This is a genomic window from Rhizobium sp. IBUN (genome assembly GCF_000510625.1).
Lineage (GTDB): Bacteria > Pseudomonadota > Alphaproteobacteria > Rhizobiales > Rhizobiaceae > Rhizobium > Rhizobium altiplani.
Genome location: NZ_AZNV01000007.1, coordinates 112,108 through 135,947, shown reverse-complemented (window position 1 = coordinate 135,947; position 23,840 = coordinate 112,108). Strand labels below are relative to the sequence as shown.

21 protein-coding genes and 1 other RNA gene are annotated in these 23,840 nt (G+C 60.1%); 5 read left to right on the top strand and 17 right to left on the bottom strand.

Annotated features, from left to right (window positions below; genetic code table 11):
- The first annotated feature begins 277 nt into the window (after positions 1 to 277).
- Positions 278 to 1,582 carry an MFS transporter gene (locus RHIBUN_RS0109370; protein WP_025659379.1) on the top strand — a complete coding sequence of 435 codons (1,305 nt, stop codon included), beginning with the start codon at positions 278 to 280 and terminating at the stop codon, positions 1,580 to 1,582.
- A 111-nt stretch (positions 1,583 to 1,693) separates the two neighbouring features.
- Positions 1,694 to 2,791 (top strand): metallophosphoesterase, encoded by a 1,098-nt coding sequence (locus tag RHIBUN_RS0109365; protein WP_025659378.1) that lies wholly within the window; start codon positions 1,694 to 1,696, stop codon positions 2,789 to 2,791.
- 2 nt (positions 2,792 to 2,793) lie between these two features.
- On the opposite strand, the gene murB is transcribed toward RHIBUN_RS0109365, so the two are convergent.
- The 12 genes from murB to mraZ form a co-directional block, all read right to left on the bottom strand.
- Complete coding sequence (murB, locus tag RHIBUN_RS0109360; protein WP_018858326.1) at positions 2,794 to 3,768, bottom strand: UDP-N-acetylmuramate dehydrogenase; 975 nt, start codon at positions 3,766 to 3,768, stop codon at positions 2,794 to 2,796.
- Positions 3,765 to 5,180: a UDP-N-acetylmuramate--L-alanine ligase gene (murC, locus tag RHIBUN_RS0109355; protein ID WP_025659377.1), complete on the bottom strand. Its 1,416-nt coding sequence runs from the start codon at positions 5,178 to 5,180 to the stop codon at positions 3,765 to 3,767. The genes murB and murC overlap by 4 nt, the downstream gene beginning before the upstream one ends.
- Positions 5,177 to 6,301: an undecaprenyldiphospho-muramoylpentapeptide beta-N-acetylglucosaminyltransferase gene (gene murG / locus RHIBUN_RS0109350; protein ID WP_025659376.1), complete on the bottom strand. Its 1,125-nt coding sequence runs from the start codon at positions 6,299 to 6,301 to the stop codon at positions 5,177 to 5,179. The genes murC and murG overlap by 4 nt, the downstream gene beginning before the upstream one ends.
- Before the next feature lie 6 nt (positions 6,302 to 6,307).
- Complete coding sequence (gene ftsW, locus RHIBUN_RS0109345; protein WP_025659375.1) at positions 6,308 to 7,462, bottom strand: putative lipid II flippase FtsW; 1,155 nt, start codon at positions 7,460 to 7,462, stop codon at positions 6,308 to 6,310.
- 1 nt (position 7,463) lies between these two features.
- Positions 7,464 to 8,876: a UDP-N-acetylmuramoyl-L-alanine--D-glutamate ligase gene (gene murD / locus RHIBUN_RS0109340; protein WP_025659374.1), complete on the bottom strand. Its 1,413-nt coding sequence runs from the start codon at positions 8,874 to 8,876 to the stop codon at positions 7,464 to 7,466.
- A gap of 7 nt (positions 8,877 to 8,883) precedes the next feature.
- Positions 8,884 to 9,984 (bottom strand): phospho-N-acetylmuramoyl-pentapeptide-transferase, encoded by a 1,101-nt coding sequence (gene mraY / locus RHIBUN_RS0109335; protein ID WP_018858321.1) that lies wholly within the window; start codon positions 9,982 to 9,984, stop codon positions 8,884 to 8,886.
- Positions 9,985 to 10,006: 22 nt separating this feature from the next.
- A complete protein-coding gene (locus RHIBUN_RS0109330; RefSeq protein ID WP_025659373.1) occupies positions 10,007 to 11,440 on the bottom strand; it encodes a UDP-N-acetylmuramoylalanyl-D-glutamyl-2,6-diaminopimelate--D-alanyl-D-alanine ligase in 1,434 nt (477 codons plus the stop codon).
- The gene (locus tag RHIBUN_RS33220; RefSeq protein ID WP_037215441.1) at positions 11,437 to 12,897 is read right to left on the bottom strand and encodes a UDP-N-acetylmuramoyl-L-alanyl-D-glutamate--2,6-diaminopimelate ligase; all 1,461 of its coding nucleotides are present in this window, start codon (positions 12,895 to 12,897) and stop codon (positions 11,437 to 11,439) included. Before RHIBUN_RS33220 ends, RHIBUN_RS0109330 begins: the two co-directional genes overlap by 4 nt.
- 67 nt (positions 12,898 to 12,964) lie before the next feature.
- Entirely contained in the window at positions 12,965 to 14,707 is a 1,743-nt protein-coding gene (locus RHIBUN_RS0109320; protein ID WP_025659372.1) for a penicillin-binding protein 2, read from the bottom strand.
- Between the two features lie 2 nt (positions 14,708 to 14,709).
- Positions 14,710 to 15,111, bottom strand: a complete 402-nt coding sequence (locus RHIBUN_RS0109315) for a hypothetical protein (protein ID WP_018858317.1) — start codon at positions 15,109 to 15,111, stop codon at positions 14,710 to 14,712.
- 1 nt (position 15,112) lies between these two features.
- Positions 15,113 to 16,138 carry a 16S rRNA (cytosine(1402)-N(4))-methyltransferase RsmH gene (gene rsmH / locus RHIBUN_RS0109310; RefSeq protein WP_025659371.1) on the bottom strand — a complete coding sequence of 342 codons (1,026 nt, stop codon included), beginning with the start codon at positions 16,136 to 16,138 and terminating at the stop codon, positions 15,113 to 15,115.
- A gap of 17 nt (positions 16,139 to 16,155) precedes the next feature.
- The gene (mraZ, locus tag RHIBUN_RS0109305) at positions 16,156 to 16,593 is read right to left on the bottom strand and encodes a division/cell wall cluster transcriptional repressor MraZ (RefSeq protein ID WP_025659370.1); all 438 of its coding nucleotides are present in this window, start codon (positions 16,591 to 16,593) and stop codon (positions 16,156 to 16,158) included.
- A 579-nt stretch (positions 16,594 to 17,172) separates the two neighbouring features.
- On the opposite strand from mraZ, the gene RHIBUN_RS0109300 reads away from it, so the two are divergent.
- Positions 17,173 to 17,367: a hypothetical protein gene (locus RHIBUN_RS0109300; protein ID WP_018858314.1), complete on the top strand. Its 195-nt coding sequence runs from the start codon at positions 17,173 to 17,175 to the stop codon at positions 17,365 to 17,367.
- A 40-nt stretch (positions 17,368 to 17,407) separates the two neighbouring features.
- Here RHIBUN_RS0109300 and rnpB read toward each other — a convergent pair.
- The 5 genes from rnpB to RHIBUN_RS0109280 form a co-directional block, all read right to left on the bottom strand.
- An RNA gene (rnpB, locus tag RHIBUN_RS34720) (RNase P RNA component class A) lies at positions 17,408 to 17,803 on the bottom strand.
- A gap of 99 nt (positions 17,804 to 17,902) precedes the next feature.
- The gene (locus RHIBUN_RS0109295) at positions 17,903 to 19,090 is read right to left on the bottom strand and encodes an FAD-dependent oxidoreductase (RefSeq protein WP_025659369.1); all 1,188 of its coding nucleotides are present in this window, start codon (positions 19,088 to 19,090) and stop codon (positions 17,903 to 17,905) included.
- Between the two features lie 100 nt (positions 19,091 to 19,190).
- On the bottom strand, positions 19,191 to 19,709 hold the full coding sequence (locus RHIBUN_RS0109290) for a lytic transglycosylase domain-containing protein (RefSeq protein ID WP_025659368.1): 519 nt from the start codon (positions 19,707 to 19,709) through the stop codon (positions 19,191 to 19,193).
- Between the two features lie 261 nt (positions 19,710 to 19,970).
- Complete coding sequence (locus RHIBUN_RS0109285) at positions 19,971 to 20,735, bottom strand: N-acetylmuramoyl-L-alanine amidase (RefSeq protein WP_025659367.1); 765 nt, start codon at positions 20,733 to 20,735, stop codon at positions 19,971 to 19,973.
- Positions 20,732 to 21,439 (bottom strand): DnaJ family molecular chaperone, encoded by a 708-nt coding sequence (locus RHIBUN_RS0109280; RefSeq protein WP_018858310.1) that lies wholly within the window; start codon positions 21,437 to 21,439, stop codon positions 20,732 to 20,734. Before RHIBUN_RS0109280 ends, RHIBUN_RS0109285 begins: the two co-directional genes overlap by 4 nt.
- Positions 21,440 to 21,851: 412 nt before the next feature.
- Between RHIBUN_RS0109280 and RHIBUN_RS0109275 the strand changes: the two genes are divergently transcribed.
- Complete coding sequence (locus RHIBUN_RS0109275) at positions 21,852 to 23,063, top strand: pyrophosphate--fructose-6-phosphate 1-phosphotransferase (RefSeq protein ID WP_025659366.1); 1,212 nt, start codon at positions 21,852 to 21,854, stop codon at positions 23,061 to 23,063.
- Positions 23,064 to 23,120: 57 nt separating this feature from the next.
- Positions 23,121 to 23,756 (top strand): LysE family translocator, encoded by a 636-nt coding sequence (locus RHIBUN_RS0109270; RefSeq protein WP_025659365.1) that lies wholly within the window; start codon positions 23,121 to 23,123, stop codon positions 23,754 to 23,756.
- Positions 23,757 to 23,840: the final 84 nt, after the last annotated feature.

Sequence of the window (23,840 nt, the reverse complement as noted above, 5' to 3'; positions counted from 1 at the left end):
AACGCCCCTCCGGAGGAAGGCCGTGCAACGTTCAGAAAACCCCACGACAACGGCGGCTTTCGTGCAGCATCCCATCGGGAATCCGCACCAGTTCGATGGCTTTTCCGCCCGTCAGCTTTGAGGTTCGGCCACCCGGAAGCGCTGAATCGTCGGAAAAATGCAAAGCGTGCTAATTTTTTTTGCGTTTGTTACTCGGTGGGCATTTGCGCCGAATTAAAATTGCGTTAAGAGCCGCCTGCCTCCCAAGGGCAACGGTGTAATCCCAATTGGAATGAAAATGTCAGACGCGATATCAAGATTATCGCCGACGCCCGCTTTATCGAACAATGCGCAAGTCAACTCGCCGGCGCGTGTTCTGATCGCGAGCCTTGTCGGCACCACGATCGAATTCTTCGATTTTTACGTTTACGCCACAGCCGCCGTGCTGATCTTCCCGACGCTGTTCTTCCCGAACAGTGATCCGACGACGGCCCTGCTTGCTTCCTTTGCAACCTTCTCGATCGCCTTCTTCGCCCGTCCACTGGGCGCCGTGGTGTTCGGCCATTTCGGCGACAGGATCGGCCGCAAGACGACGCTCGTCGCCGCCCTGCTCACCATGGGCATTTCGACGGTCGTGATCGGCCTTCTGCCCTCCTACGAGTCGATTGGCGTTCTCGCGCCGCTGCTGCTCGCGCTCTGCCGCTTCGGCCAGGGCTTTGGCCTAGGCGGTGAATGGGGCGGCGCCGTGCTGCTCGCCACCGAGAATGCACCGGAAGGCAAGCGCAGCTGGTACGGCATGTTCCCGCAGCTCGGCGCGCCGGTCGGCCTGTTCCTCTCCTCGGGCATCTTCTGGCTGCTGCTGCAGGTCATGTCGCAGGATGATCTGCTGAGTTGGGGCTGGCGCGTGCCGTTCATCTCTTCGATTCTGCTGATCGCCATCGGTCTCTGGGTTCGTCTCTCGATCACCGAAACGCCGGCGTTCCAGAAGGCGATTGACAAGCAGGAGCGCGTTGCAGTCCCGGTTGCCGAACTCTTCCGCAAGCACAAGCGCAGCCTGTTCCTCGGCACCTTCGTGGCGCTCGCCACTTTTGTGCTGTTCTACATCGGCTCGGCTTACCTTCTGTCTTACAACGTCAAGGTCCTGAAGATTCCGTTCCCGGACGCGCTTAAGATCCAGATCGTCGGTTCCGTCGCCTTCGGTATTTTCATCCCGATATCAGGCAAACTCGCCGAGCGCTTCGGCCGCCGCGAGATGCTGATCCTCACCACCGTGCTGATCGGTATCTTCTCGTTCTTCCTGCCCGGTCTGATGACCGGCGGCGAAGGCAGCATTGTTGTGTTCGCGATCGTCTCCATGGCGCTGATGGGCATGACTTACGGTCTGATCGGCACGGCGCTTGCTGCGCCCTTCCCGACTGCCGTGCGCTATACCGGCTCGTCGATCACCTTCAACCTTGCCGGCATCTTCGGCGCTTCGCTGGCGCCCTACATTGCCACTTGGCTGCAGGCAAACTACGGCATGCAATATGTCGGCTACTATCTCGGTCTTTCTGCCGTCATCACCTTGATCTGCATTCTGGCCTCCGGCCGCAACGAAGTCTGATCACGAAAACAGTCCAGTTCGAAGGGCCGCGACGGGAAACTGCCGCGGCCCTTTTTCATTGTTGCCGGCTAGCGCCTTGCCCCTAGATTCTCGAAAACGGGGAGAGCCGGGATGCTGACACGACGATCACTGCTGGCACAAAGTGTAGGCGCCGGAATCTCGCTGACACTGCCGTCCATTGCGAGGCCGGCCAGCGTCCCGCCGATCAATGTCACCTTCCTTGTCATCAACGACGTCCATGCGTGCCGCTTCGGAGACCGGCTAAGTCCCAACTGCCAGAGTGAAGGCAAGACCGACGCAAACCTGCTCCGTCACATTCTTGCGCTCAACGGCATTTACCACCAGGCATGGCCCACTGAGATCGCAGGGGAGCCGAGCGGCCTTCTGCTCGCCGGTCAGCCGATTGCGAGGCCGCAGGGCATCATCGTGTGTGGCGATGTCACCGATGATGGCGGCGGCCAGACTGCGGAGTTCGCAGAAGGGTCGCAGCTACTGGAGTTTTCTCAACGCTACCAGCAAGGACGCGGTGCCGACCACGTGCACTTTCCCGTCTATGTTGGGCTCGGCAACCACGATCTCGATCAGGACGGGCGCCCGCCGCAAATCGATTGGTATCGCGACGAACTGCGTGATTACGTGCAGATGAACCACAAGCCGAGCGTTTTCTTCAAGCCGCTGGTGCCTGTCGACAACTACGACGAAGCATCGGACAACTACTCCTGGAATTGGGGTGGCCTGCATCTGATTCAGGCGCAGCGTTACGCCGGGGACAACACAAGAGGTTCGGCAAGCAGCCTCGATTGGATGAAACGCGATCTCGAGACCTATGCGTCCGATGGCCGCCCGGTGGTCATCTTCCAGCACTATGGATGGGACCCGTTTTCCCTCGAGCGCTGGAATCCTGAAATGAAGACATTCACGTTAAGAGGAAGCGGTGCGCCCCACTGGTGGGGTGAATCGGAACGTCAGGAACTCCTCGCAACCCTCGAAGGCTACAACGTAATCGGTATTTTCCACGGCCACGAGCACAACACGCCGATGGCCTATCGGGTCGGCAAGCTGGACGTTTTCAAAGCAAAAGCCGCCTTCATGGGCGGCTTCTGCCTTGTCCGGGTGACAAGCAACACGATGGATGTAGCGATCGGCGAAGCCAGTGACGACAGGGGCGGCGTAACTTTCTCCACCGCCTTCAGCAAACGCCTCACGTAACGTTACTCGTTGGTTACTCCCTGGAAAGGACGAACCTCACGTCCTGGCATGAAGACGCCGAGACGCTTGATTTCCCACTCGAGCTTGATGCCGGATTTTTCGAAAACTTCGCGACGGACCTGTTCGCCGAGATATTCCAGATCATATCCCGTCGCCTGCCCCATGTTGATCATGAAATTGCAATGAAGCGACGACATCTGGGCGCCACCGATCACCAGCCCGCGGCATCCCGCTTCGTCGATGAGCTTCCAGGCGGAATGGCCGTCCGGATTCTTGAAGGTCGAGCCGCCCGTCTTCTCGCGGATCGGCTGGACCGTTTCACGATGACTGCGCACGGCATCCATCTCGGCTCGGATCTTGGCGCGGTCCTCGCTATACCCTTCGAAGAGCACCGAGGTGAAAATCAGATCGCTCGGCACCGATGAATGACGGTAGGAATAGCCCATATCCGCGTTCGACAGGACAAGCTTGTTGCCCTTGCGATCAACCGCATTCACCTCGACGAGCCGCTCGCGCGTCTCCCCGCCGTTGGCGCCGGCGTTCATGCGCGCTGCGCCACCAATGCTGCCGGGAATACCGTAGTAGAAATGGAAGCCGCCGATGCCGTTGTCCATAGCCATGGCTGCGACATGCTTATCGGGGCAGATCGCACCAGCGCGGATGCGGTTCTCGCCCGCAAGCTCGACGGCGCCGAAGCCCTTTGCCGAAAGCCGCAACACCACGCCGGGAATGCCGCCGTCACGAACCAGGATGTTCGATCCGACGCCAACGACGGTGACCGGGACTTCCTCCGGCAAAAGCTTGAGGAAAGCAATCAGGTCGTCCTCATCATGCGGCTGGAACATCAACTCGGCCAGACCGCCAGCGTGGAACCACGTGACGCGGTCCATCGGCGCATCCGGCGTGATCCTACCGCGGATGTTCTTTACACCGTCGCCGAGCGACGCAAGAAGCTTTTCCCCATTCACCTGTTTCATGCAGATATTCCCGAAAGGCTTTCCAATTGCTTGGGCAACGCTGCCGCCCAGTATGTGATACTCCCAGCCCCCAACAGAACCACAAAATCCCCCGGCTTTGCAATCTCTGCGACCATTTCAGGCAAAAGCTCTTGGGAAGGCAGGAAGCGGGCATCGCGGTGACCGCCCGATTTGATCCGGGATACGAGTGCCTCGGAATTCACCCCTTCGATCGGATCTTCACCCGCCGCATAGACAGGCGCGAGGAAAATGCTGTCCGCATCGTTGAAGCAAGACGCGAACTCCTCGAAGAGGCTGGATAGCCGCGAATAGCGATGCGGCTGATGAACTGCGATCACGCGACCCTTGCAGGCTTCGCGCGCAGCGCGCAGCACGGCTTTGATCTCGACCGGATGGTGGCCGTAGTCGTCGAAGATCTGGACGCCATTCCATTCGCCGGTCAGCGTGAAGCGGCGCTTGACGCCGCCGAAGGAGGCCAGTCCCTTGGCAATGTCGTCGCTGGACATACCGAGGCGATTGGCAACCGCGATCGCGGCGGTGGCATTGGATATGTTGTGCCGTCCGGGCATCGGCATCACGAGATTGTCGAGCCTGATCACCTGCCCGGTTCTCCGGCGGCGGATCTCTACGTCGAAGATCGAGCGCGGACCATCGACACGGACATTCATGAAACGAACGTCGGCCTGTGGATTCTCGCCATAGGTAACGATCTTGCGGTCCTCGATCCGGCCGACCAGCGCCTGAACTTCCGGATGGTCGAGGCACAGCACGCCGAAGCCGTAGAACGGCACGTTCTCGACGAACTGGCGGAATGCGGCGCGAACCGCATCGAAATTGCCGTAGTGATCCAGATGCTCGGGGTCGATGTTAGTGATGACGGCAACGTCGGCGGGAAGCTTCAGGAACGTGCCGTCGGACTCGTCGGCCTCCACCACCATCCACTCACCCTCACCCATGCGAGCGTTGGTGCCATAGGCATTGATGATACCGCCGTTGATGACGGTAGGGTCGAGACCGCCTGCCTCCAACAGCGTTGCCACCAGCGACGTGGTTGTGGTCTTGCCATGCGTACCGCCGATCGCGATCGCATTGCGGAACCGCATCAATTCGGCAAGCATCTCCGCCCGGCGAACGACCGGCAGCAGCTTTTCACGCGCCGCGACAAGCTCGGGGTTGTTCTTCTTGATCGCAGTCGAGACGACCACCACTTCGGCGTCACCGAGGTTTTCTGCCTTGTGGCCGACGAAGACTTCGATGCCCTTGTCACGCAAGCGTTGCACGTTGGCGCTGTCGGCCTGATCCGATCCCTGCACGCGGTGACCGAGATTGTGGAGCACCTCGGCAATGCCGCTCATGCCGATGCCGCCGATGCCGATGAAATGAACGAGGCCGATGGCCTTCGGCATTTTCATGCGCGTTTCCCCTTGAACTCTGCAATTGTACGTCGTGCCGCAATAGCCTCTACCATGTCGGCAAGCAAGTTCGCAGCGTCGGGTTTACCCGCTTGCGTGGCTGCAGCGGCCATCCGGGCGAGCTTTTCCGGGTCGTTCATCGCATGGGTGAGTATCGAAGCGATCTTCTCCGGCGAAAGCTCGGCCTGCGGAATGACCTTGGCTCCGCCGGTTGCCGCAAGGGCTGCCGCGTTCGCCGCCTGATCGTGGTCCAAAGCATGTGGGTAAGGCACAAGCACTGCCGGCCGCCCGATCACGGAAATCTCCGAAACCGTGGATGCACCGGAACGGCAGATGACGAGATGTGCCGCGGCAAGTCGTTCGGCCATGTCGTTGAAGAACGGCGCCGTATCAGCAGCCATCTTCAATTGAGCGACGCAAGCGCTCAACATGCCCATATCTTCCGGACGCACTTGCTGGGTGATGCGCAGGCGATCGCGAAGCCCGTCCTCGAGCAAGCTGATGGCTGTCGGCATCGCCTTGGAGAAATACTGCGCGCCCTGGCTGCCGCCAAAGACGACGAGATTGAAAGGCTCACCGGGATTGGACTGAGAATACGGCACTTTCGCCGCCTCGATGATGGCCGGTCGCACCGGATTGCCCGTTGTCACCGTCTTGCTCGGAAACTGGCCGCCGCCTTCGGGCAGGAACCCGCCTGCAATCGCCTGCACACGGCTAGCCAGCGCCTTGTTGGCGCGGCCCATCACGGCGTTCTGCTCGTGGATCATCGCAGGCACGCCGAGGCGCGTTGCAGCGAGTAGCGGCGGTACGGTGGGATACCCGCCGAAGCCAACGACCACCACAGGCTTGAGACGCGCGATAAGCTTCTTGGCAGCCCGCATTCCGGTCCACAGCGTCCACAGCGAGCGCGCGACAGCGACCGGATTCTTGGAGCCGATCGTCGACGATGGCACGACATGAATCTCATCGGCCGGGAATTTGCCGGCATAGCGCTCGGCACGGCTATCGGTGACCAGGTGCACGGAATAGCCGCGCTCCTTCAGCTTGTAGGCCAGAGCCTCCGCAGGAAACACATGGCCGCCGGTTCCCCCGGCGGCAAGCAGGACAATGCCTTTACTCATAAGCAATTACTCCGCCGGCATTCCGTGCGCGACGCGGAAGAGGCTCCGATCCTGCGCACGTTTTTCCGGCCTATGACGCGTCAGCGCGAGAATGAACCCGGCGGTAACGCAGATGGCGACCATGGACGAACCGCCGTAGGAAATCAGCGGCAGGGTCATGCCTTTCGCCGGCAGCAGTTCGAGATTAACGCCTACGTTGATGATCGACTGTATGCCGATCTGCAGCACGAGGCCAGCGACGGCAAAGCGGTTGAAGTCGTTCCGCTCCCTGTAGGCATGCGAGAGACCGCGCAGCACGAGGACCGAAAACAGCGCGACGAGCGCCATGCAGAAGACGATACCGAACTCTTCGGCCGCGACCGAGAAGATGAAGTCGGTATGCGCATCCGGGATGATGCGCTTGACGATACCCTCGCCTGGGCCCTGTCCGAACCAGTCCCCGCGGATGATGGCTTCGCGCGCCGTATCGATCTGGAAGGTGTCACCTTCGCCGGTCAGGAACTTGTCGATGCGCAGCGCCACGTGCGGGAAGATGTAGTAGGCGCTGACAAGGCCGCCGACACCGCCTGCGCCGAGCAGGATGATCCAGATCCACGGCATGCCCGCCATGAAGAACATGCCGCCCCAGACGGCGGTCGTCAGGATCGTCTGTCCAAGGTCAGGCTGTGCGACCAGAAGGGCCGCGACAATGCCGAAAAGTATGATGGCAAACAGGTTGCCCGGAATTTCCGGCTGGCGCGCATGCTCGGCGAAGAGCCAGGCGCAGACGACGACGAATGCCGGCTTCATGAACTCGGAGGGCTGGATCGAGATGCCGGCCAAGGTAACCCAGCGGCGGGAACCCTTGACCTCGACGCCGAAGAACAGAGCCAGCAGCATCATGCCAAGGGCGACGATCAACAGGATGATCGCCGTTCGCCGCACCTGGCGGGGCGTAAGAAAGGAGAGACCAACCATCACCGCGAGTGACGGGATCATGAAAGCGGCATGGCGCTTGACGAAGTGGAACGGCTCCAGCCCGATGCGTTCGGCGACGGCGGGCGACGCGGCGAAGGACAGCATGAAGCCGATGCCCATCAGGAAGATGAACATCGCCAGGAAGAAGCGGTCGATGGTCCAAAACCAATCGGCCAGAGGCCCACGTTCCGCGCGGCTTACCATGTCATTTATCTCCTGTTGCCGAATCGATCAGCATGGTGATTCCGTCGAGCGCTGCCACATGGCTGACAAATGCATCGCCCCTGACTTCGAAGTTCTTATATTGATCGAAGCTTGCGCAAGCCGGGGATAGCATCACGGCAAGAGGACCGCTTTCATCTCTTTCGGCATCGGCAGCAGCGTGCGCGACAGCCCACTCCAACGTCCCCGAAATCTCGTAGGGCACTGTCTCGCCAAGCGTCGCGGCAAATTCGGCAGCGGCTTCGCCGATCAGATAAGCCTTGGCGATCCGCGGGAAGAACCCCGTCAGTGAGGTGATGCCTCCGGCTTTCGGCAAGCCGCCGGCGATCCAGTAAATGCGGTCGTAGCTCGACAACGCCGGAGCCGCGGCATCGGCGTTGGTGGCCTTCGAGTCGTTGACGAAGACGACGTTGCCGCGACGCCCGACCGGCTGCATCCGGTGCTTGAGGCCGGGAAAGGATGCGAGCCCGGCGCGTATCTCTTCCTCAGAGACGCCGACGGTCAGGCATGCGGCAACCGCCGCTGCGGCATTCTGTGCGTTGTGGCTGCCGCGCAGCGTCTGGATACCGTCGAGATCGGCAATCGACTTTGTTGCGCCTCCCGAGGCCTGGATGAGCTTCGTTCCATCCGCGTAGATGCCGTAGGGAAGTGCATGACGGCGGGAAATGCGCATGACCTTGCCGCCGGCCCGCTCGATACGATCCGCGATCATCTGGCAGTGGCTGTCGTCCACGCCGATGACGGCGATGTCACTGCCGGCAACCAGCCGCTCCTTGATGTCGGCATAGTGCTGCATCGTGCCATGACGATCGAGATGATCCGGCGTCAGGTTGAGCAGGATGCCGGCGGACGGATTGACCGTCGGCGCGAGGTCGATCTGGTAGGACGAGCATTCGACGACGTAAAAACGTCCATCCTTCGGCGGGTCGAGCGTCAGCACCGCCGTCCCGATATTGCCGCCGAGTTGCGTATCGCGGCCGCTCGACTTCAGGATATGCGCGATCAGCGCTGTCGTCGTCGACTTGCCGTTGGTACCGGTAATGGCAATGAACGGGCAATCGGGCGCATGGGCCCGGCGCTCGCGCACGAAGAGCTCGACGTCGCCGACGACATCGACGCCGGCGGCACGCGCAAGATCAACGGTCCAGTGCGGCTTGGGATGCGTCAGCGGCACACCCGGTGAGAGCACGAAAAGCGACTGCGCGCTCCAGTCGATGGTGCGCAGATCGGCGGTATGGATGCCCTCGGCGGCGGCTTTGGTAACGCTATCCGGATTATCATCCCAGGCGGTCACCTCGGCGCCGCCCAGTTTCAGCGCGCGCGCCGTGGCAAAGCCGGAACCGCCGAGCCCGAACAGCGCGACCTTCTTTCCTGATAGCGTCGTAACGGGAATCATCGCCGCCTCACCGCAGCTTCAGGGTGGAGAGACCAAGCAGGGCAAGACCGACCGCGATGATCCAGAACCGGATCACCACCTGGCTTTCCGTCCAGCCCTTCTTCTCGAAATGGTGATGGATCGGCGCCATCAGGAAGACGCGCCGGCCGGTCATCTTGAAGTAGCCAACCTGGATGATGACCGAGAGCGTTTCCATCACGAACAGGCCACCGATGATCGCCATGACGATCTCATGCTTGGTAGCGACGGCAACCGTGCCGATCGTGCCGCCAAGCGCCAGCGAGCCGGTGTCGCCCATGAAGATTGCGGCGGGCGGCGCGTTGAACCAGAGGAATCCGAGGCCGGCGCCGATGACGGCCCCGAGCACCACCGAGAGCTCGCCGGTGCCCGGTACGAAGTTGATCTGCAGATAGTTTGCAAAGACTGCATTACCCGCGAGATACGCAATCACCCCGAAGGATGCTGCGGCGATCATGACCGGCACGATGGCGAGCCCATCGAGACCATCGGTCAGGTTCACGGCATTGCCGGCACCGACGATCACGAAGCCGCCGAAGAGGACGAACATGATGCCGAGGTTGATCATGAAGTCCTTGAAGAACGGGAACGCGATCGATGAGCCGAAGGTCGAACCCGCGGTTCCGGATGCAAGTGCCGTTCGCATCATGAAGTAAACGGCAATGCCTGCGATCACGAACTCGATGCCGAGTCGCGCCTTGCCGGAGAAGCCCTTGTGGCTTTGCTTGGTGACCTTCAGGTAGTCGTCATAGAAGCCGATCGCGCCGAAACCGAGGGTGACGAGCAGCGTGGCAACCACGTAGACGTTGGAAAGATCAGCCCATAGCAGCGACGACCCGACGATACCCGCGAGGATCATCAGGCCGCCCATGGTCGGCGTACCTGCCTTCTTGAAGTGTGTCTGCGGACCGTCGGCGCGGATCGGCTGCCCCTTGCCTTGGCGGATGCGCAGAGAGTTGATGATCGTCGGACCAAAGAGGAAGACAATGAAGGCGGACGTAAACAGGGAGGCGCCCGTGCGGAAGGTAATGTACCTGAAGAGATTCAAGAATTTCAGGTGTTCCGACAGTTCGACAAGCCAAATCAGCATTCAGGGCCCCTTGTTTACCCGCTCAAAAATCGCGTTGCGTGTCGGCAAATGGCGGGAACTTGTCAAGAAGCGCGGCGACGATCTTTCCGAAACCTATGCCCAGTGACGATTTTACCATCAGCACGTCGCCAGCCACGACGGAGTTCAGTACGTATTCGCTTAGTTCTTCTGTCGTCTCGTAGTGAACGACCTGGACGCTCTCCGGGAGCGATTCCTTCAGCGCAGCCATTTCACGACCGGCCAGCCAGACATGCTCAATGCCGGCAGCAAGCAACGGCCCCGCCAGATCCGAATGGACCCTTTCCGCGTAGTCGCCCATCTCCAGCATGTCGCCGAGTACGGCGATGCGCCGCCCCGCCCCCGTCGGCACCGCGCTCGCAAGCACGGCGATTGCCGCCCTCATAGAGGCGGGATTGGCGTTGTAGCTCTCGTCGATGACCGTGAAGGCGCCGTGGTCGATCATCAGCCGATGACGGCGGCCCCTGCCCTTCTCGGGCTGGAGCGTCGCGAGGGCGCCGATCGCCTGCTGCATGTCCGCACCGACTATCTTCACGACCCCGAGGGCAGCCAGCGCATTCTCCGCGATGTGCCGGCCCGGCGCACCGATTGCCACTTCCTTCGTGTCGCCGTCGATGGTGATCCAGAGCGTCGAACTCTGGTCCGAGCCGTTAAACTCTGCCAGGCGGAAATCCGCTTTCGCGTGCTGACCGAAGGAATGGATGTGGTTGATACCGCAAGCTTGTGCCGTCCGCTCCAGAAAGTTGAACTGGTCGTTGTCTCGATTGAGCACGACCTGCCCACCGGACACGACGCCTTCGAAAATCTCGGCCTTGGCCGTCGCGATCTCACGAATGCTCTTGAAGTTGCCAAGGTGTGCCGGCGCGATTGTCGTGATCACGGCGACATGCGGCTTGATCATCTTGACCAGCGGGCGGATCTCGTCCGGATGGTTCATGCCCACTTCGAAGACACCAAAATACGTGTCGAGCGGCATCCGGGCGAGCGTCAGGGGTACGCCCCAGTGATTGTTGAATGAGGCAACGGAAGCGTGCACCTTGCCCGATGGAGACAAGACCCGGCGCAGCATCTCCTTGGTGGTCGTCTTGCCGACCGAACCGGTGACGGCAATGATCTGGGCGCGCGAACGGGCGCGAGCAGCCTGTCCGAGCTTTCCGAGTGCCGCCAACACATCTTCGACAACGATCACTGGGACGGTGAGCCGCCCCATGGCTGGCAGGCGCGCTTCGCTGACGACGAGAAGAGCGGCTCCGTTTGCCATCGCCATCGACGCGAAGTCGTGGCCATCGACGCGGTCGCCCTTGATGGCGAAGAAGGCTTCGCCGGGCGCAATGGAGCGGCTGTCGATGGAAATCCCGGTAATGCCCTCAGGCAAAGTGCCGAACGGCCGCCCTGCCATGGCGGCAATCATGTCTTCCGTCGTCCAAAGCCAGTTCACGGTTTCAGCTCCTCCAAAGCCTTACGCAATTCGGCGTGATCCGAAAACGGCAGGGTGACGCCCCCTATCGTCTGCCCTTCCTCGTGCCCCTTGCCGGCGACGATCAGCGTGTCGCCGGATGTCAGCATCCCGACCGCCGTTCGGATCGCCTCGGCGCGGTCGCCGATTTCGGTTGCGCAGCCAGCGGCCGCCATGATCTCGGCACGGATGCTCGACGGCTCTTCGGAGCGCGGATTGTCGTCCGTGACAATCACCACATCGGCCAGACGGCAGGCGATTTCGCCCATGATCGGGCGCTTGCCGCGATCGCGGTCGCCACCGCAGCCAAACACGACGATGACGCGGCCCGTAGTAAACGGACGAACGGATTCCAGGACGTTGGCAAGCGCGTCTGGCTTGTGTGCGTAGTCAACATAAGCAAGCGCGCCGTCCCTGGTGTGGCCCACCAGCTCCAGTCGACCCGATGCGCCCTGCAGCTTTTCGAGGGCCGCCATGGCAACCTTCGCCGGCACGCCCGTCGACATGGCGAGACCTGCCGCGACGAGCGCATTGGCCACCTGGAAGTCGCCCGCAAGCGGAATGTCGACCTCGAAGATTTCGTCCTCGGCATGGATTTCAGCCACCTGCTTGTGGCGGAAATGCTCGACGCGCTTCAGCGTCAGGTAGTCACCCTTGCGACCAACGGTGCGGACGTCATGACCCGCGTCGCGCGCCGCTTTGACGGCTTGCTCCGACCACGCATCGTCAGCGAAGATCACCGCCGGTGCGCCCTTTGGCAGCAGCGTATCGAACAGCCGCATCTTCGCGGCCATGTAGCTTTCGATCGTCGGATGATAGTCCATGTGATCGCGGCCTAGATTGGTAAAGGCAGCGGCAGTGAGCCTGACGCCATCCAGACGGCCTTGATCGAGGCCATGGCTGGAGGCTTCCATCGAGGCATGTGTAACGCCCTCCCCAGAGAGCTCAGCCAGTAATTTGTGAAGCGAAACTGGATCGGGCGTCGTCAGCGAGCCATATTCATTGCGTGTCGGAGAGACGACACCAGTCGTACCGATCATCGCCGCCGGATGGCCGGCATAAGCCCAGATCTGCCGCGTAAAGGAGGCAACCGACGTCTTGCCTGCAGTACCGGTCACGGCAACCATCGTTTCCGGCTGCTTGCCATAGAAGTGAGAGGCCGCGATCGAGAGGAAGCGGCGCGGATCGTTCACGACGAGAACAGGTATGGAAGCATCAATGCCATGGGAGGCAATGGCCACGACAGCACCGCGCGTCGCCGCATCGGCGATAAAACCCGCTCCATCTGCCTTCGTCCCGGCGACAGCTACAAACACCATTCCGGGTTCGATCTTGCGGCTGTCGGACGAGATGCCCAAAACCGCCAGCGCCCCGACAGACCCGGCTAATTGATTTTCAAGTTCCGGAAATGCATCTCCGGCGATGTCTCGCAAGTTCATCGAATGTACTTTTCTTTTTCAAGCCGCCGCGCCCCCGTGGCGAATCGGCTCCGACATTCATTCAGACTCAATAAGACACCAACATGGCCGATCCGTCGTCACCGAACTTGGGTTCCACACCGAGAATTGGCGCTGCGCGGGCAATGATGTTCTTCACCATCGGTGCAGCAGTATACGCGGCGATGTTCTGACCCTTCTCGCCATTGTGCGGTTCATCGCAGAACGTCAGCACGACATACTTCGGATCCTCGATCGGAAATGCGGCGAGGAACGCATTGAAGTTGAGGTTCGTCGCATAGCGGCCATTGACCACCTTGTCAGCCGTGCCAGTCTTGCCGCCGACGTTGAAGCCGGGGACGTCAGCATTGCGGCCGGAGCCCTTGATGCCGTTCAGCTTGAAGAGATAACGCACGTCGTCGCTGGTCGACTTCTTGACAACCACTTCAGCAACCTCGTCCGCCTGTTCCCGATTGCGCGGCAGGAAGGTTGGCTCGATGAGCTTGCCGCCGTTAACGAGCGCCGCGCCGGCAACCGCCGTCTGCAGTGGCGTCGTGGAAACGCCGTGGCCGAAGGAAATCGTGATCGAGTTGATCTTCTTCCAAACCTTCGGTTGGCTCGGCATCTTCACTTCCGGCAGTTCGGTCTGCATCTTGGTCAAAAGGCCGAGCTTCGTAAGATAATCCTTCTGAGCATCCATCCCGACAATGTCGATGATGCGAGCTGTGCCGACGTTCGACGAATACTGGAACACCTCAGGCAGCGTCAGCCAACGGCGCTGGCCGTGGAAGTCGTGAATGGTGAAGCCGCCGATGCGGATCGGCTGCGTCGCATCGAAGCTGTCGTTCAGGCTGACCTTGCCCGTGTCGAGCGCCATGGCAAGCGAGAACGTCTTGAAGGTCGAGCCCATTTCGAACGTGCCGTTCGACATGCGGTTCAGCCAGCCCTCCTTGGCGCCCTCCAGCGGGTTATTCGGATCGAAATCCGGGGCCGAGGCCATTCCTAGCACTTCGCCGGTATGAATATCGAGGATGACAGCGCCGGCGCCCTTTGCCTCGTAGTTCTTGACCGCGTTGACGACGACATCGCGCACGATGTTCTGGACGCGGACGTCAATCGACAGGCGAACGGGCTCAAGCGGCTGATCGCTTGTCATGCCGACGGAAGCGAGGTCGGCAAGGCCCTGATCGTCAATGTATTTTTCCATGCCGGCAACGCCGCGGTTGTCGATGTTGACGTAACCGAGAATGTGCGCTGCGGTGGCGCCACCCGGATAAAAGCGGCGCTTCTCAGGGCGGAAGCCGATGCCGGGAATGCCGAGTGCAAGGATCTGGCTCTGCTGCTTCGGCGTCAGCTGGCGACGCAGCCAGGCGAAGTGGGACGTGCGGTTCGCGAGCTTCTTGTAGGTACCCTTCATGTCGAGGTCGGGCATAACGGTGGCGAGTTTCTCCACCGCCTCGTCGGGATCGACAACCTTGTTCGGCTCGGCAAAGAGCGAGACGGTGCGGATATCGGTCGCCAGCACTTCGCCGTTTCTGTCCAGGATATCCGGGCGCGACGCCATCAGACGATCAGGCGGCAGGATGCTGGACACGACATCGGGATCGCGGACTGCGTATTCGACGAGACGCCCGCCGATCACACAATAAACGGCAACGAAGCCGACGATCAGGAGCCCGACGCGGCTCTTGGCCTGTCCCGCCCTCTTCTTTCGCGATCCCTCGATCGGCCTAGTGCCGCCGAGGCGGTTGTGCGTGCCGGCGGAGAAATGCGCCTGGCTCTTCAAGACCATGATGCGTGAAAGAAACGACATCTCTACTCCACCGATCCGGTTGCCATCATGTCTTCTTCTTCGGGTTCAGGCGCCACAGCCTTCGGCTTCGCCTTGGCACCGGCCTTCGCTTCGGTAATGTCGGGAACCGGAACTTGCGACTTCAGCATCGGCAGTTCCTTGGCATGAACCAGCGACGTGGAAGCCGTCGGCTGCAGCTGAAGCTCGCCATTGTAGTTGTTGACGAGCCGCTCGAGCCTGTTCGGCTGGGACAACAGAGCCCAATCGGCCTTCAACAGATCGATGGTATCCTTCTCGAGCTTGATCTCCGCTTCAAGGCGATGAACTTCCTCGAGCTTGAGCTCGGCATGGTGCTTGATCGTGTAGGTGACAGCCGCAGCTGCTGTCATGACACCGACGAGGATGAGGTCCAAGGTTCTCAACATATCAGGCTCCGAGCTTTCCGAGACTCGCCAGATTCGGCAATCCGAAGATGGAAATATCCGCCGCTTCGGCAGGTGCGGCAGTGCGCAGCCCTGCCCGCAGCTTGGCAGATCGCGCCCGCGGGTTTGCCTGCGCCTCCGCCTCGGTCGCAGCAACCATCGGCTTGCCGATCCGCTCAAAGGTCGCCGCACGCTCGTGCGCGACGGGCAGATGACGCGAGCCCGAAGCCTTGCCGGCGCGATCAGAGAAGAAGGTCTTGACGATCCGATCCTCGAGCGAATGGAAGGTAACCACAACGAGACGCCCGCCGGGCTTCAGCACGCGCTCGGCGGCAAACAGCGCCTGCGCCAGCTCGCCAAGCTCGTCGTTGACGAAAATCCGCAACGCCTGGAAGACGCGGGTCGCCGGATGAATCTTGTCCTTCATCTTGCGCGGCGTGACGAGCTCGATCAGACCAGCAAGATCGCGCGTCGTCTCGAACGGCTTTTCAGCCCGCCGTTTTTCAATCGCATGCGCAATGCGCGGCGACTGACTTTCCTCTCCGAGAAAGTGAAAGATGCGAATGAGATCGGCAACCTTGGCGCGATTGACCACATCGGCCGCGGAAACGCCTGCCGCCGACATCCGCATGTCCAGCGGACCATTCTTCTGGAACGAGAAGCCGCGCTCGGCCTCATCGATCTGCATTGAGGACACGCCGATATCGAGCACAACGCCATCCAGCCCGCCCGATGGAGCAGCATCGGCCAATTGGGAAAACTGCGAATGAACGAGCTTCAAGCGGCCTTCGCTTTCAGCGACAAGGGCCTGGCCAGCTTCGATAGCGGTCGGATCGCGATCCAGGGCGATCACATTGGCGCCGGCACCCAGAATGGCAGAAGTATAGCCGCCCGCACCGAAGGTGCCATCGAGAATGATTTTGCCCGGCAACGGCTCGAGCGCGGCAAGCACCTCATTGAGAAGAACCGGAATGTGGCGAACCGGTCCGCCACCGGCATCAGTTGAATCTCCGCCAGGATTCGCCGTCATTCCGTTCCCTCGTACCTTTAGGAACGCCTGCCCGCCAGCCGACGCCCTCCTCGTGCCTGCACCTGAGCAGCCTGAAATGCCTGCGGCTGCCACAGCTGAAAATGATCCGCCCGACCAACGAAGGTCACTTCGTCCGAGATACCAGTGAAGTCGCGGATGAAATCCGTGACCATCAGCCGACCTTCCGCATCGAGCTTCATGAAGATACCGCCCCCGTGGATGAGAAGCGACATCTCGTTCGCGTCCGGCGAAAACGGATCTTCCGCAGAGATTTGACGCTCGAACCTCTCCAGGAGATCCGGACCGCCGACACTGATCGCCGGAAACACAAAGTCCTGGAAGCAATAGAGCTCCTGAACATTGCGCTGCGCCAACACGGATCGAAACGCCGCCGGCACGGAAACCCTGCCCTTGGAATCGATTCTGTTGGTCGCATTTGAAAGGAAGCGGCTCATGACACGAAACATCCGTTCCCGAAAGAGCCCGGACTGAACTCAAAAGCCCGGAACCCTGAAATTCAGGCACAGCTTCGCGAGCCGAATGGGCAAGACCCCATCCGGCGCTTCCGGAACGGAAGACACCTTGGCTTTGCGATTGGTGGGCACCTACTTGCCCTTGCGCAGTGCATGAATGGGATAACATGGGACCATGTGGGCGTCAATGGGAAACGCCCGTCTCACGATGAGCGCCGTATCGAAAATTTATAAGCTGTTAAGTTTAACAAAGGGTTAGGACCGCACTTACCGATGCCGCGAACCAGCCCTGCCAGCGCGCGCCCGAAGGCGACCGATGGCTCAGATCGGCACAACCAAATATGCAATTTCCAACAAAGGCTTAAGGCTTGCTCTTCAACAGTGGCAGGCGCCGATCCGAGGCGCCCCATGAAGAGGTATGCAGCCGCTATCCCCTTTGAAGTAAGCGACCAAGCTATCCGGATATTGCCATGTGCAAAATAATAAGGAGGCGGAGAATTGAATCGGTTCAGCGCTGCCGCATATTAATGCAAGCTAAATAAGTAACCGTGGAGTAATAGTATGACAAACTTCACATTAAAGGGACTTCTTTACGGGCGCTTTGAACCGGAAAAGCGTATTCCACTGTCGCAGTCAGGCATGACGACCGACATCCAATGCGATTCCTGCGGCAAGATATTCAAGCGCTGGTCCATTCTCGCGCGCAGCAGTACCACCTGCGATGAATGCCTGGCAAAGGCACCGACCGCCCACTAGCAATCGACGACATCAACAAGACGCGTCTTAGCAAAGGTAGTTCGCCAGTTGGCCTGTAAGCCGGGTTCTGTATGGCCCCGGCCGAAGCCGGAACGTGGCAGCCATTCCTCTGGGACAGCGTTCGCACACTGCCTCACGCAACCCACCCGGATGACTGACCTGGAAACCAGCCGGAAGGCTTTCGCCTCCCACGTCATCCCTATTCGGTCTTGCTCCCGGTGGGGTTTACCTTGCCATCGCCGTTACCGGAGATGCGGTGGGCTCTTACCCCACCCTTTCACCCTTACCTGCCGAGGCAGGCGGTTTGCTTTCTGTGGCACTTTCCCTGAGGTCGCCCTCGCCGGACGTTATCCGGCACCGTGTTTCCGTGGAGCCCGGACTTTCCTCACCCTACCGCCTTTCGGCATTGGTAAAGCGCGGCTGCCCGGCCAACTGGCACGGCTCCCTTAGCGGAGACGCGAAGCGAATGCCACTGAAATATCTTCGAGCTCTGCGCGTACTCGCAACGGGCGCCCCTCCCCGACCGGATGCGTGCCTAGCGGAAGACCGGCGTCAGCTCCCTGCCGAAGTCCTCGGCGCCGAGCCAGCCTTGCGTCATGACGACCGCGCCCAGTCGGCCGAGCTCATCCGATGATTTCGCGGCAACGAAATTGCCACCGGCCAGAACCGCAATTCGTGGAGAATCCGTATAGCCCACATAGGGATAGGCTGTTGCCGTGAAGGTTGCCACACACGGCGCCGAGGTTGTTGCGCAACCCGCCAATGCGGGCATGTGCTGCAGGGCCGTTGACACCAGCAGGTCGCGCTCCGCCAGATCGCCATCGGAGCGAAACCATGTTCCGACATCCTCAAGCGTCTCGAATGAGCGCGTTTCCAACTCGCCGCCGAGTTTGAGATAGAACTTGCCGTCGGGATAGCACACCGGCGGAAGGATGTAGAGATGGTCCTCGTCGCGGTCGCCGAAGATAATGGCTGAAGGCATTTCGGAAAAAACCGCCATTTCCCGCTCCCCAAGCTCGAAGAAGGCAACGGTGCGCGCAGCGATCCTGACATCGATGGCAGCAGGGAGAAGACCGTTGAAATTACTGAAGCCGCCGGCTGCGACCAGGACGCGCTCGGTGGTGTAGCGCTTGCCGCCGGCATGAACCTCCACGAACGTACCCTCGTCGCGAACAGAGGCAACAGTCGCATCGATAACCGTCACGCCCGCCTGCTCGGCAAGCTTGGCTTGCGCCCGGACCAAAGCGCGCGGGTTGATGTGGCCCGCGCGTTTCGCTTCGAAATAACCATTGAACGACGGGTTGAGATCGAACTGAGGAAAGCGGTCTCGCAACGCCGTCGGCGTCAGCGTTTCGACGTCGAGACCGAGTGTTTCGCTGACCTGCAGCGCCCGTCCGAGATATCGCTCCCCCGGTTGGGCGGGTGGTCCGGCAAAAAGACAACCCGCTTCCGTGAAAAAGGAAATGCCGCTCTTCGCTTCGATTTCGTGGTAGCGGTCGAGCGAGCGTGCCGCCAGCGTCGCCCAAACCGCATTGTCGTCGAAGGACCGCGTGATGCGGGCCTCATCGTAGTGGCTGGCAAAGACGCCATGATGGCTCTTGCGCTCGACTGGCTCACTGGGGCCGATGAGCGCAACACCTTCGATCATCCCGGAGAGATGGCGGGCCGCAGCCGCGCCCATCATTCCGCGCCCGACGATGATCACCTTGAAATCAACTGCCATGTATCACCTCATTTCGGAGGCCAGATAACACAGGCACCATGTTGAATCATATTCTTAAGTGCCCGCTCGAAGTAATTATCAGACAGGCAGTTTCAGGTGATCAGTCGAGCATCGCCAGGACCTTACCGCAATAGGCCTTGGAGACCGGGTTCATGCGGGTTGCACCATGGCCGGCATTGTACTTCAGGATCGTGTCGCAGGTCTCACCACCGCCGAGTTCATGTGCTGCGGCCAGGTATTTCATGCCGAACCTGATGTTGGTCTCCGGATCGAACAACCCCTTGCTCGTCCCCGAGTAACCCATCATCCTTGCTGTCGCCGGCTTGATCTGCATGAGACCGATTTCACCGGCACTACCGCGTGCATTCGGATTGAAATTGCTCTCGACGCGAACGACGGCCTGAGCGAGCTCGGCAGGAACGTTATATTGCTTTGCGTACTTGATAATGAGAGCCGAATATTTGTTGGCCGTGAAGTCCGGCATTGCATAGCCGCTAGTCCGATCAACAGTCTTCAAAGGAACCGTCTGTGCCCTTGCGCCCCACTCACCCGCGAAAGCGCAATTCATGCCCATCAACAGTGCACTTGCGCACACTGTAGCAGAAATAATCCTATTCATTCAGTCTAATTACTCCGACCCAAAGAATTTCCGGACCGCATTTTAAATAACGATCCAGTTTTATGCGGCAGATATTTATTAGAGATACTGCAGCAATTCTTTTTGTTTCAATTGACGACCGCTAAGAACCCCAAACAACACAAGCGGCGCCGTTCGACGTTTGGCGTTAGACCATCGCAATGAGGAGATAATAGGGAAATGATGTGGCGAGCCGACGAACTCTCAAAATCCCGGTAAATCGGCGCGACTCAAAAGTACTACTTATGCGGAGTAGCGCGGAAGCGACGCCAGCAGACGGTGCAGGGTGTCTATCGTCGAGAAATCCGCAATTCCGTCGATTCGGGCCGGCCGAAAATGGCGCTGGAAGGCCTCGACCTCGCCTGCCATCTTGTCGGAGAATTCGCCAGTGATCTCAGTCGCATAGCCGTAGAGCGACAGCATCGACTGCAGGGCTTCGACCGGCTGGCCGCGGTCGCCGCGTTGGAAAAATCTTCCACCGGAGATCGGTGCGGGCTCGACCCAGTGGCCGATACCGCCCCTGAAGAGGTCCGCCCAGGGAAATTTTTCCCCCGGATCGACCTTCCGAATCGGTGCAACGTCCGAATGTCCAAGCACCCTTTCAGGGGCAATTGACCAACGTTGGCCGCAATCGCGACACAATTCGATGACGGCTTGAATTTGTTCTTGGGGATACTCTGGAAGGCCGCCGGGATGACCGGCATTGGCGATCTCGATCCCGATTGACAACGAGTTGATATCGGTCTCGCCCTGCCAGTAACTTTTGCCAGCATGCCAGGCACGGCGCTCCTCGGGCACGAGTTGCAGAACCTCGCCGTCTTCCTGGACAAAGTAGTGGCTGGAGACCTGGCTTTCGTCGCGACAGAGCCACTCCAGCGCTCCGTCGGGCGTTGGCATGCCTGTATAGTGAAGAAGGATCATGTCTGGCTTGCGCCCACCCGCACGCTCGCCGTGATTGGGCGAAGGGCGAACAATTGCCTTCCGGTAGTCGGCCTCGAACGAGGTCATGCTGCGCGGCGTTCCTTCTCGATCGCCTCGTAGGCGGCATTCAGCGCCGCCATGCGCTCATTGGCAATGGCATGGAACTCGGCCGGCACACCACGGGAAATCAGCCGATCCGGATGATGCTCGCTGACAAGACCATGGTAACGGCGACGGATCGTTGTGAAATCATCGGAGGGAGAAACACCGAGCACCTTATAGGGATCACGTCCCACGGAGACATGGCGCGCGGCGATCCTTTCGAAATGCTCGTCATTCATATGGAAGATCTGGCCGACGTGCCGCAGGAACGCCAATTCCTTCTCATGAATGAGCCCGTCAGCCTTGGCGATATGAAAGAGACCATCCAGCACCTCTTCCAGCACGGGGCAATTGGCGGCACATGTCACGCACAGGGACGACAAGCGCTCCGCATAGGCCTCATAGCCGGCCACGTCCTGGCGCGCCAGATTATAAAGACGTGCGACGTTCTTCGCCTGCTCGGGCGGGAATTCGAAGATCTCGCGGAAGGCGTCAACCTCCTTCTCACTGACGATCCCGTCCGCCTTGGCCATTTTTGCCGACAGAGCGATGATCGCGACCGAGAAAGCCACCTTGCGGCGGGTCTCCGGATCGCCTTCGAAAACTGTCCGGATAGCCTCGACCACCGCCGAAAGGACGTTGCCCGCGGTGTTGCCAATGGCATTCAGCAGTTTTTCCCAGAAGGACATAAGAGTCTCTCGCAGTGCAAATAAGGTTAGACACCTTGACCAAATAAAGCCTGCGTTTGCAAGGCGACGATTGGTCATAGGAGCGAATACTGCTTTCACAATTCGGTAATTGTCGCTCCGGTATCCAAGCATACGCCGCATTCGCACGGCGTCATATGACACCAAGGGATAGGCTGTTAACGCATCAGGGAGCAGGCCGTTGCACAGTCGGCTCCACGCGCTCGGGAATTTCCACAAGCCATCTGAACAGCTATCCGTAGCTTGAAACGATTATATCCGCGCTTCCATCTACCTTCGCCTTCGGGGGCGCGATTTTCACAATAACAACACTTTACATGGCCCTTTCCCTGCCGCATCCATGCGTTAGGTAAGCAGACGCGCTTGCACGGATACGAGACACAATGGAGGGATCATGGCCAAACAGAAAGTCGCATTGCTCACGGCCGGAGGCCTGGCGCCCTGTCTCTCCTCCGCAGTCGGCGGATTGATCGAACGCTACAGCGACGTTGCGCCCGACATCGAGCTCGTCGCCTATCGTTCCGGTTACCAGGGCGTACTCCTCGGCGACAGCATCAAGATCACGGCAGACATGCGACAGAAGGCGCCGCTTCTGCATCGCTACGGCGGGTCGCCGATCGGCAACAGCCGCGTCAAGCTCACCAATGCAGCCGATTGCGTGAAGCGCGGTCTCGTCAAGGAAGGCGAAAACCCGCTGCGTGTGGCGGCAGAGCGGCTTGCCAACGATGGCGTCACCATTCTTCACACGATCGGCGGCGACGACACGAACACCACCGCTGCCGATCTTGCGGCATATCTGGCGGCCAACGGCTACAATCTGACGGTCGTCGGACTGCCGAAGACCGTCGACAACGACGTCGTCCCGATCCGCCAGTCGCTTGGCGCGTGGACGGCCGCCGAGGTCGGCGCCCACTTCTTCGACAACGTCAGCAACGAGCAGACCGCGGCACCGCGCACCCTGATCATCCACGAAGTCATGGGGCGTCACTGCGGCTGGCTGACCGCAGCAACGGCCCGGGCCTATCTGCAGCGGACGAAGAACTATGAATATGTCGATGGGCTGATGACGAACGCCAGGATGAAAAGCATCGACGCCGTCTACCTGCCCGAACTGGCATTCGATCTCGATGCGGAAGCAGCCCGGTTGAAGGAAGTCATGGACCGCACCGGCCATGCGACCGTGTTCGTTTCGGAAGGCGCCTGCCTTGACGCTATTGTCGCCGAGCGCGAGGCGGCGGGCGAGACCATCAAGCGCGACGCCTTCGGCCACGTGAAGATCGACACGATCAATGTCGGCGGCTGGTTCCAGAAACAGTTTGCAGGCCTCATCGATGCCGAGCGGTCGCTCGTGCAGAAGTCGGGTTACTTTGCACGTTCGGCCCCCGCAAACGGCGATGACCTTCGTCTGATTCAGAGCATGACCGACCTTGCCGTCGAAAGCGCCCTGAACAAGGTCTCCGGAGTCACCGGTCACGATGAAGCGGAGAACGGCAAGCTTCGGACGATCGAGTTCCCGCGCATCAAGGGCGGCAAGGCCTTCGACACCTCCACCAAGTGGTTCGGCGAAGTCATGGACACGATCGGGCAGAAATACAGTGCGGCATGATTGACTGAGGGTTAATATGGTGTCTTTGCTTTCCCTTAGGGAATAGGAGGAGATTCCATGTCGCTCGAAGCCTGGTTCGCTTTTGCCGCTGCGTCTGCAATCATGCTGGCGATACCGGGGCCGACGATCCTTCTCGTTGTTTCCTATGCGCTCGGCCATGGACGCAAGACGGCGCTCGCGACAGTAACCGGCGTTGCGCTCGGCGACTTTACCGCGATGACTGCATCCCTTTTCGGACTGGGGGCCGTGCTTGCGGCCTCCGCGACCCTATTCACGGTGCTGAAATGGATCGGCGGCGCGTACCTGATCTGGCTCGGGATCAAGCTTTGGCGTGCACCCGTGATGTCCGAACCGATGGCGGACAATGACAACCTGCCCGAAAAGAAATCGATCAGGGTTTTCCTGCACGCCTATGTCGTCACGGCGCTCAATCCGAAGAGCATTGTGTTCTTCGTCGCCTTCGTTCCGCAGTTCCTGAATCCCGCTCTGCCGTTCTTCGGCCAGATGCTCATCATGGAAGCCACGTTCCTGGTCCTCGCAACCATCAATGCCTCGACCTATGCACTGGCAGCAAACGCGGCGCGCGGGCTTATCCGCAAGGCAAGCATCCAGCGTGCGGTTAACCGCACCGGCGGCACTCTGCTCATTGCCGCAGGCGCCGTAACAGCCGGTTATAGGCGGATAGCCGCGTAAATATTTCCAGCGGGTTGCAGCAACGCAACGAATACGTTAATTGCGGATTCCAGGCTTAAGGTTTTTGGTAACTTCTAACGCTGC

Coding starts and splice junctions, on each gene's coding strand:
- RHIBUN_RS0109365 (WP_025659378.1), top strand. CDS start 1,694: ATGCTGACACGACGATCACTGCTGGCACAAAGTGTAGGCGCCGGAATC.
- mraY (WP_018858321.1), bottom strand. CDS start 9,984: ATGCTGATTTGGCTTGTCGAACTGTCGGAACACCTGAAATTCTTGAAT.
- RHIBUN_RS0109280 (WP_018858310.1), bottom strand. CDS start 21,439: ATGTCCTTCTGGGAAAAACTGCTGAATGCCATTGGCAACACCGCGGGC.
- RHIBUN_RS0109290 (WP_025659368.1), bottom strand. CDS start 19,709: ATGAATAGGATTATTTCTGCTACAGTGTGCGCAAGTGCACTGTTGATG.
- RHIBUN_RS0109370 (WP_025659379.1), top strand. CDS start 278: ATGTCAGACGCGATATCAAGATTATCGCCGACGCCCGCTTTATCGAAC.
- mraZ (WP_025659370.1), bottom strand. CDS start 16,593: ATGAGCCGCTTCCTTTCAAATGCGACCAACAGAATCGATTCCAAGGGC.
- RHIBUN_RS0109315 (WP_018858317.1), bottom strand. CDS start 15,111: ATGTTGAGAACCTTGGACCTCATCCTCGTCGGTGTCATGACAGCAGCT.
- murC (WP_025659377.1), bottom strand. CDS start 5,180: ATGAAAATGCCGAAGGCCATCGGCCTCGTTCATTTCATCGGCATCGGC.
- RHIBUN_RS0109285 (WP_025659367.1), bottom strand. CDS start 20,735: ATGACCTCGTTCGAGGCCGACTACCGGAAGGCAATTGTTCGCCCTTCG.
- RHIBUN_RS0109320 (WP_025659372.1), bottom strand. CDS start 14,707: ATGTCGTTTCTTTCACGCATCATGGTCTTGAAGAGCCAGGCGCATTTC.
- murG (WP_025659376.1), bottom strand. CDS start 6,301: ATGAGTAAAGGCATTGTCCTGCTTGCCGCCGGGGGAACCGGCGGCCAT.
- ftsW (WP_025659375.1), bottom strand. CDS start 7,462: ATGGTAAGCCGCGCGGAACGTGGGCCTCTGGCCGATTGGTTTTGGACC.
- RHIBUN_RS0109275 (WP_025659366.1), top strand. CDS start 21,852: ATGGCCAAACAGAAAGTCGCATTGCTCACGGCCGGAGGCCTGGCGCCC.
- RHIBUN_RS0109300 (WP_018858314.1), top strand. CDS start 17,173: ATGACAAACTTCACATTAAAGGGACTTCTTTACGGGCGCTTTGAACCG.
- RHIBUN_RS0109270 (WP_025659365.1), top strand. CDS start 23,121: ATGTCGCTCGAAGCCTGGTTCGCTTTTGCCGCTGCGTCTGCAATCATG.
- RHIBUN_RS33220 (WP_037215441.1), bottom strand. CDS start 12,897: ATGAACTTGCGAGACATCGCCGGAGATGCATTTCCGGAACTTGAAAAT.
- murB (WP_018858326.1), bottom strand. CDS start 3,768: ATGAAACAGGTGAATGGGGAAAAGCTTCTTGCGTCGCTCGGCGACGGT.
- rsmH (WP_025659371.1), bottom strand. CDS start 16,138: ATGACGGCGAATCCTGGCGGAGATTCAACTGATGCCGGTGGCGGACCG.
- murD (WP_025659374.1), bottom strand. CDS start 8,876: ATGATTCCCGTTACGACGCTATCAGGAAAGAAGGTCGCGCTGTTCGGG.
- RHIBUN_RS0109295 (WP_025659369.1), bottom strand. CDS start 19,090: ATGGCAGTTGATTTCAAGGTGATCATCGTCGGGCGCGGAATGATGGGC.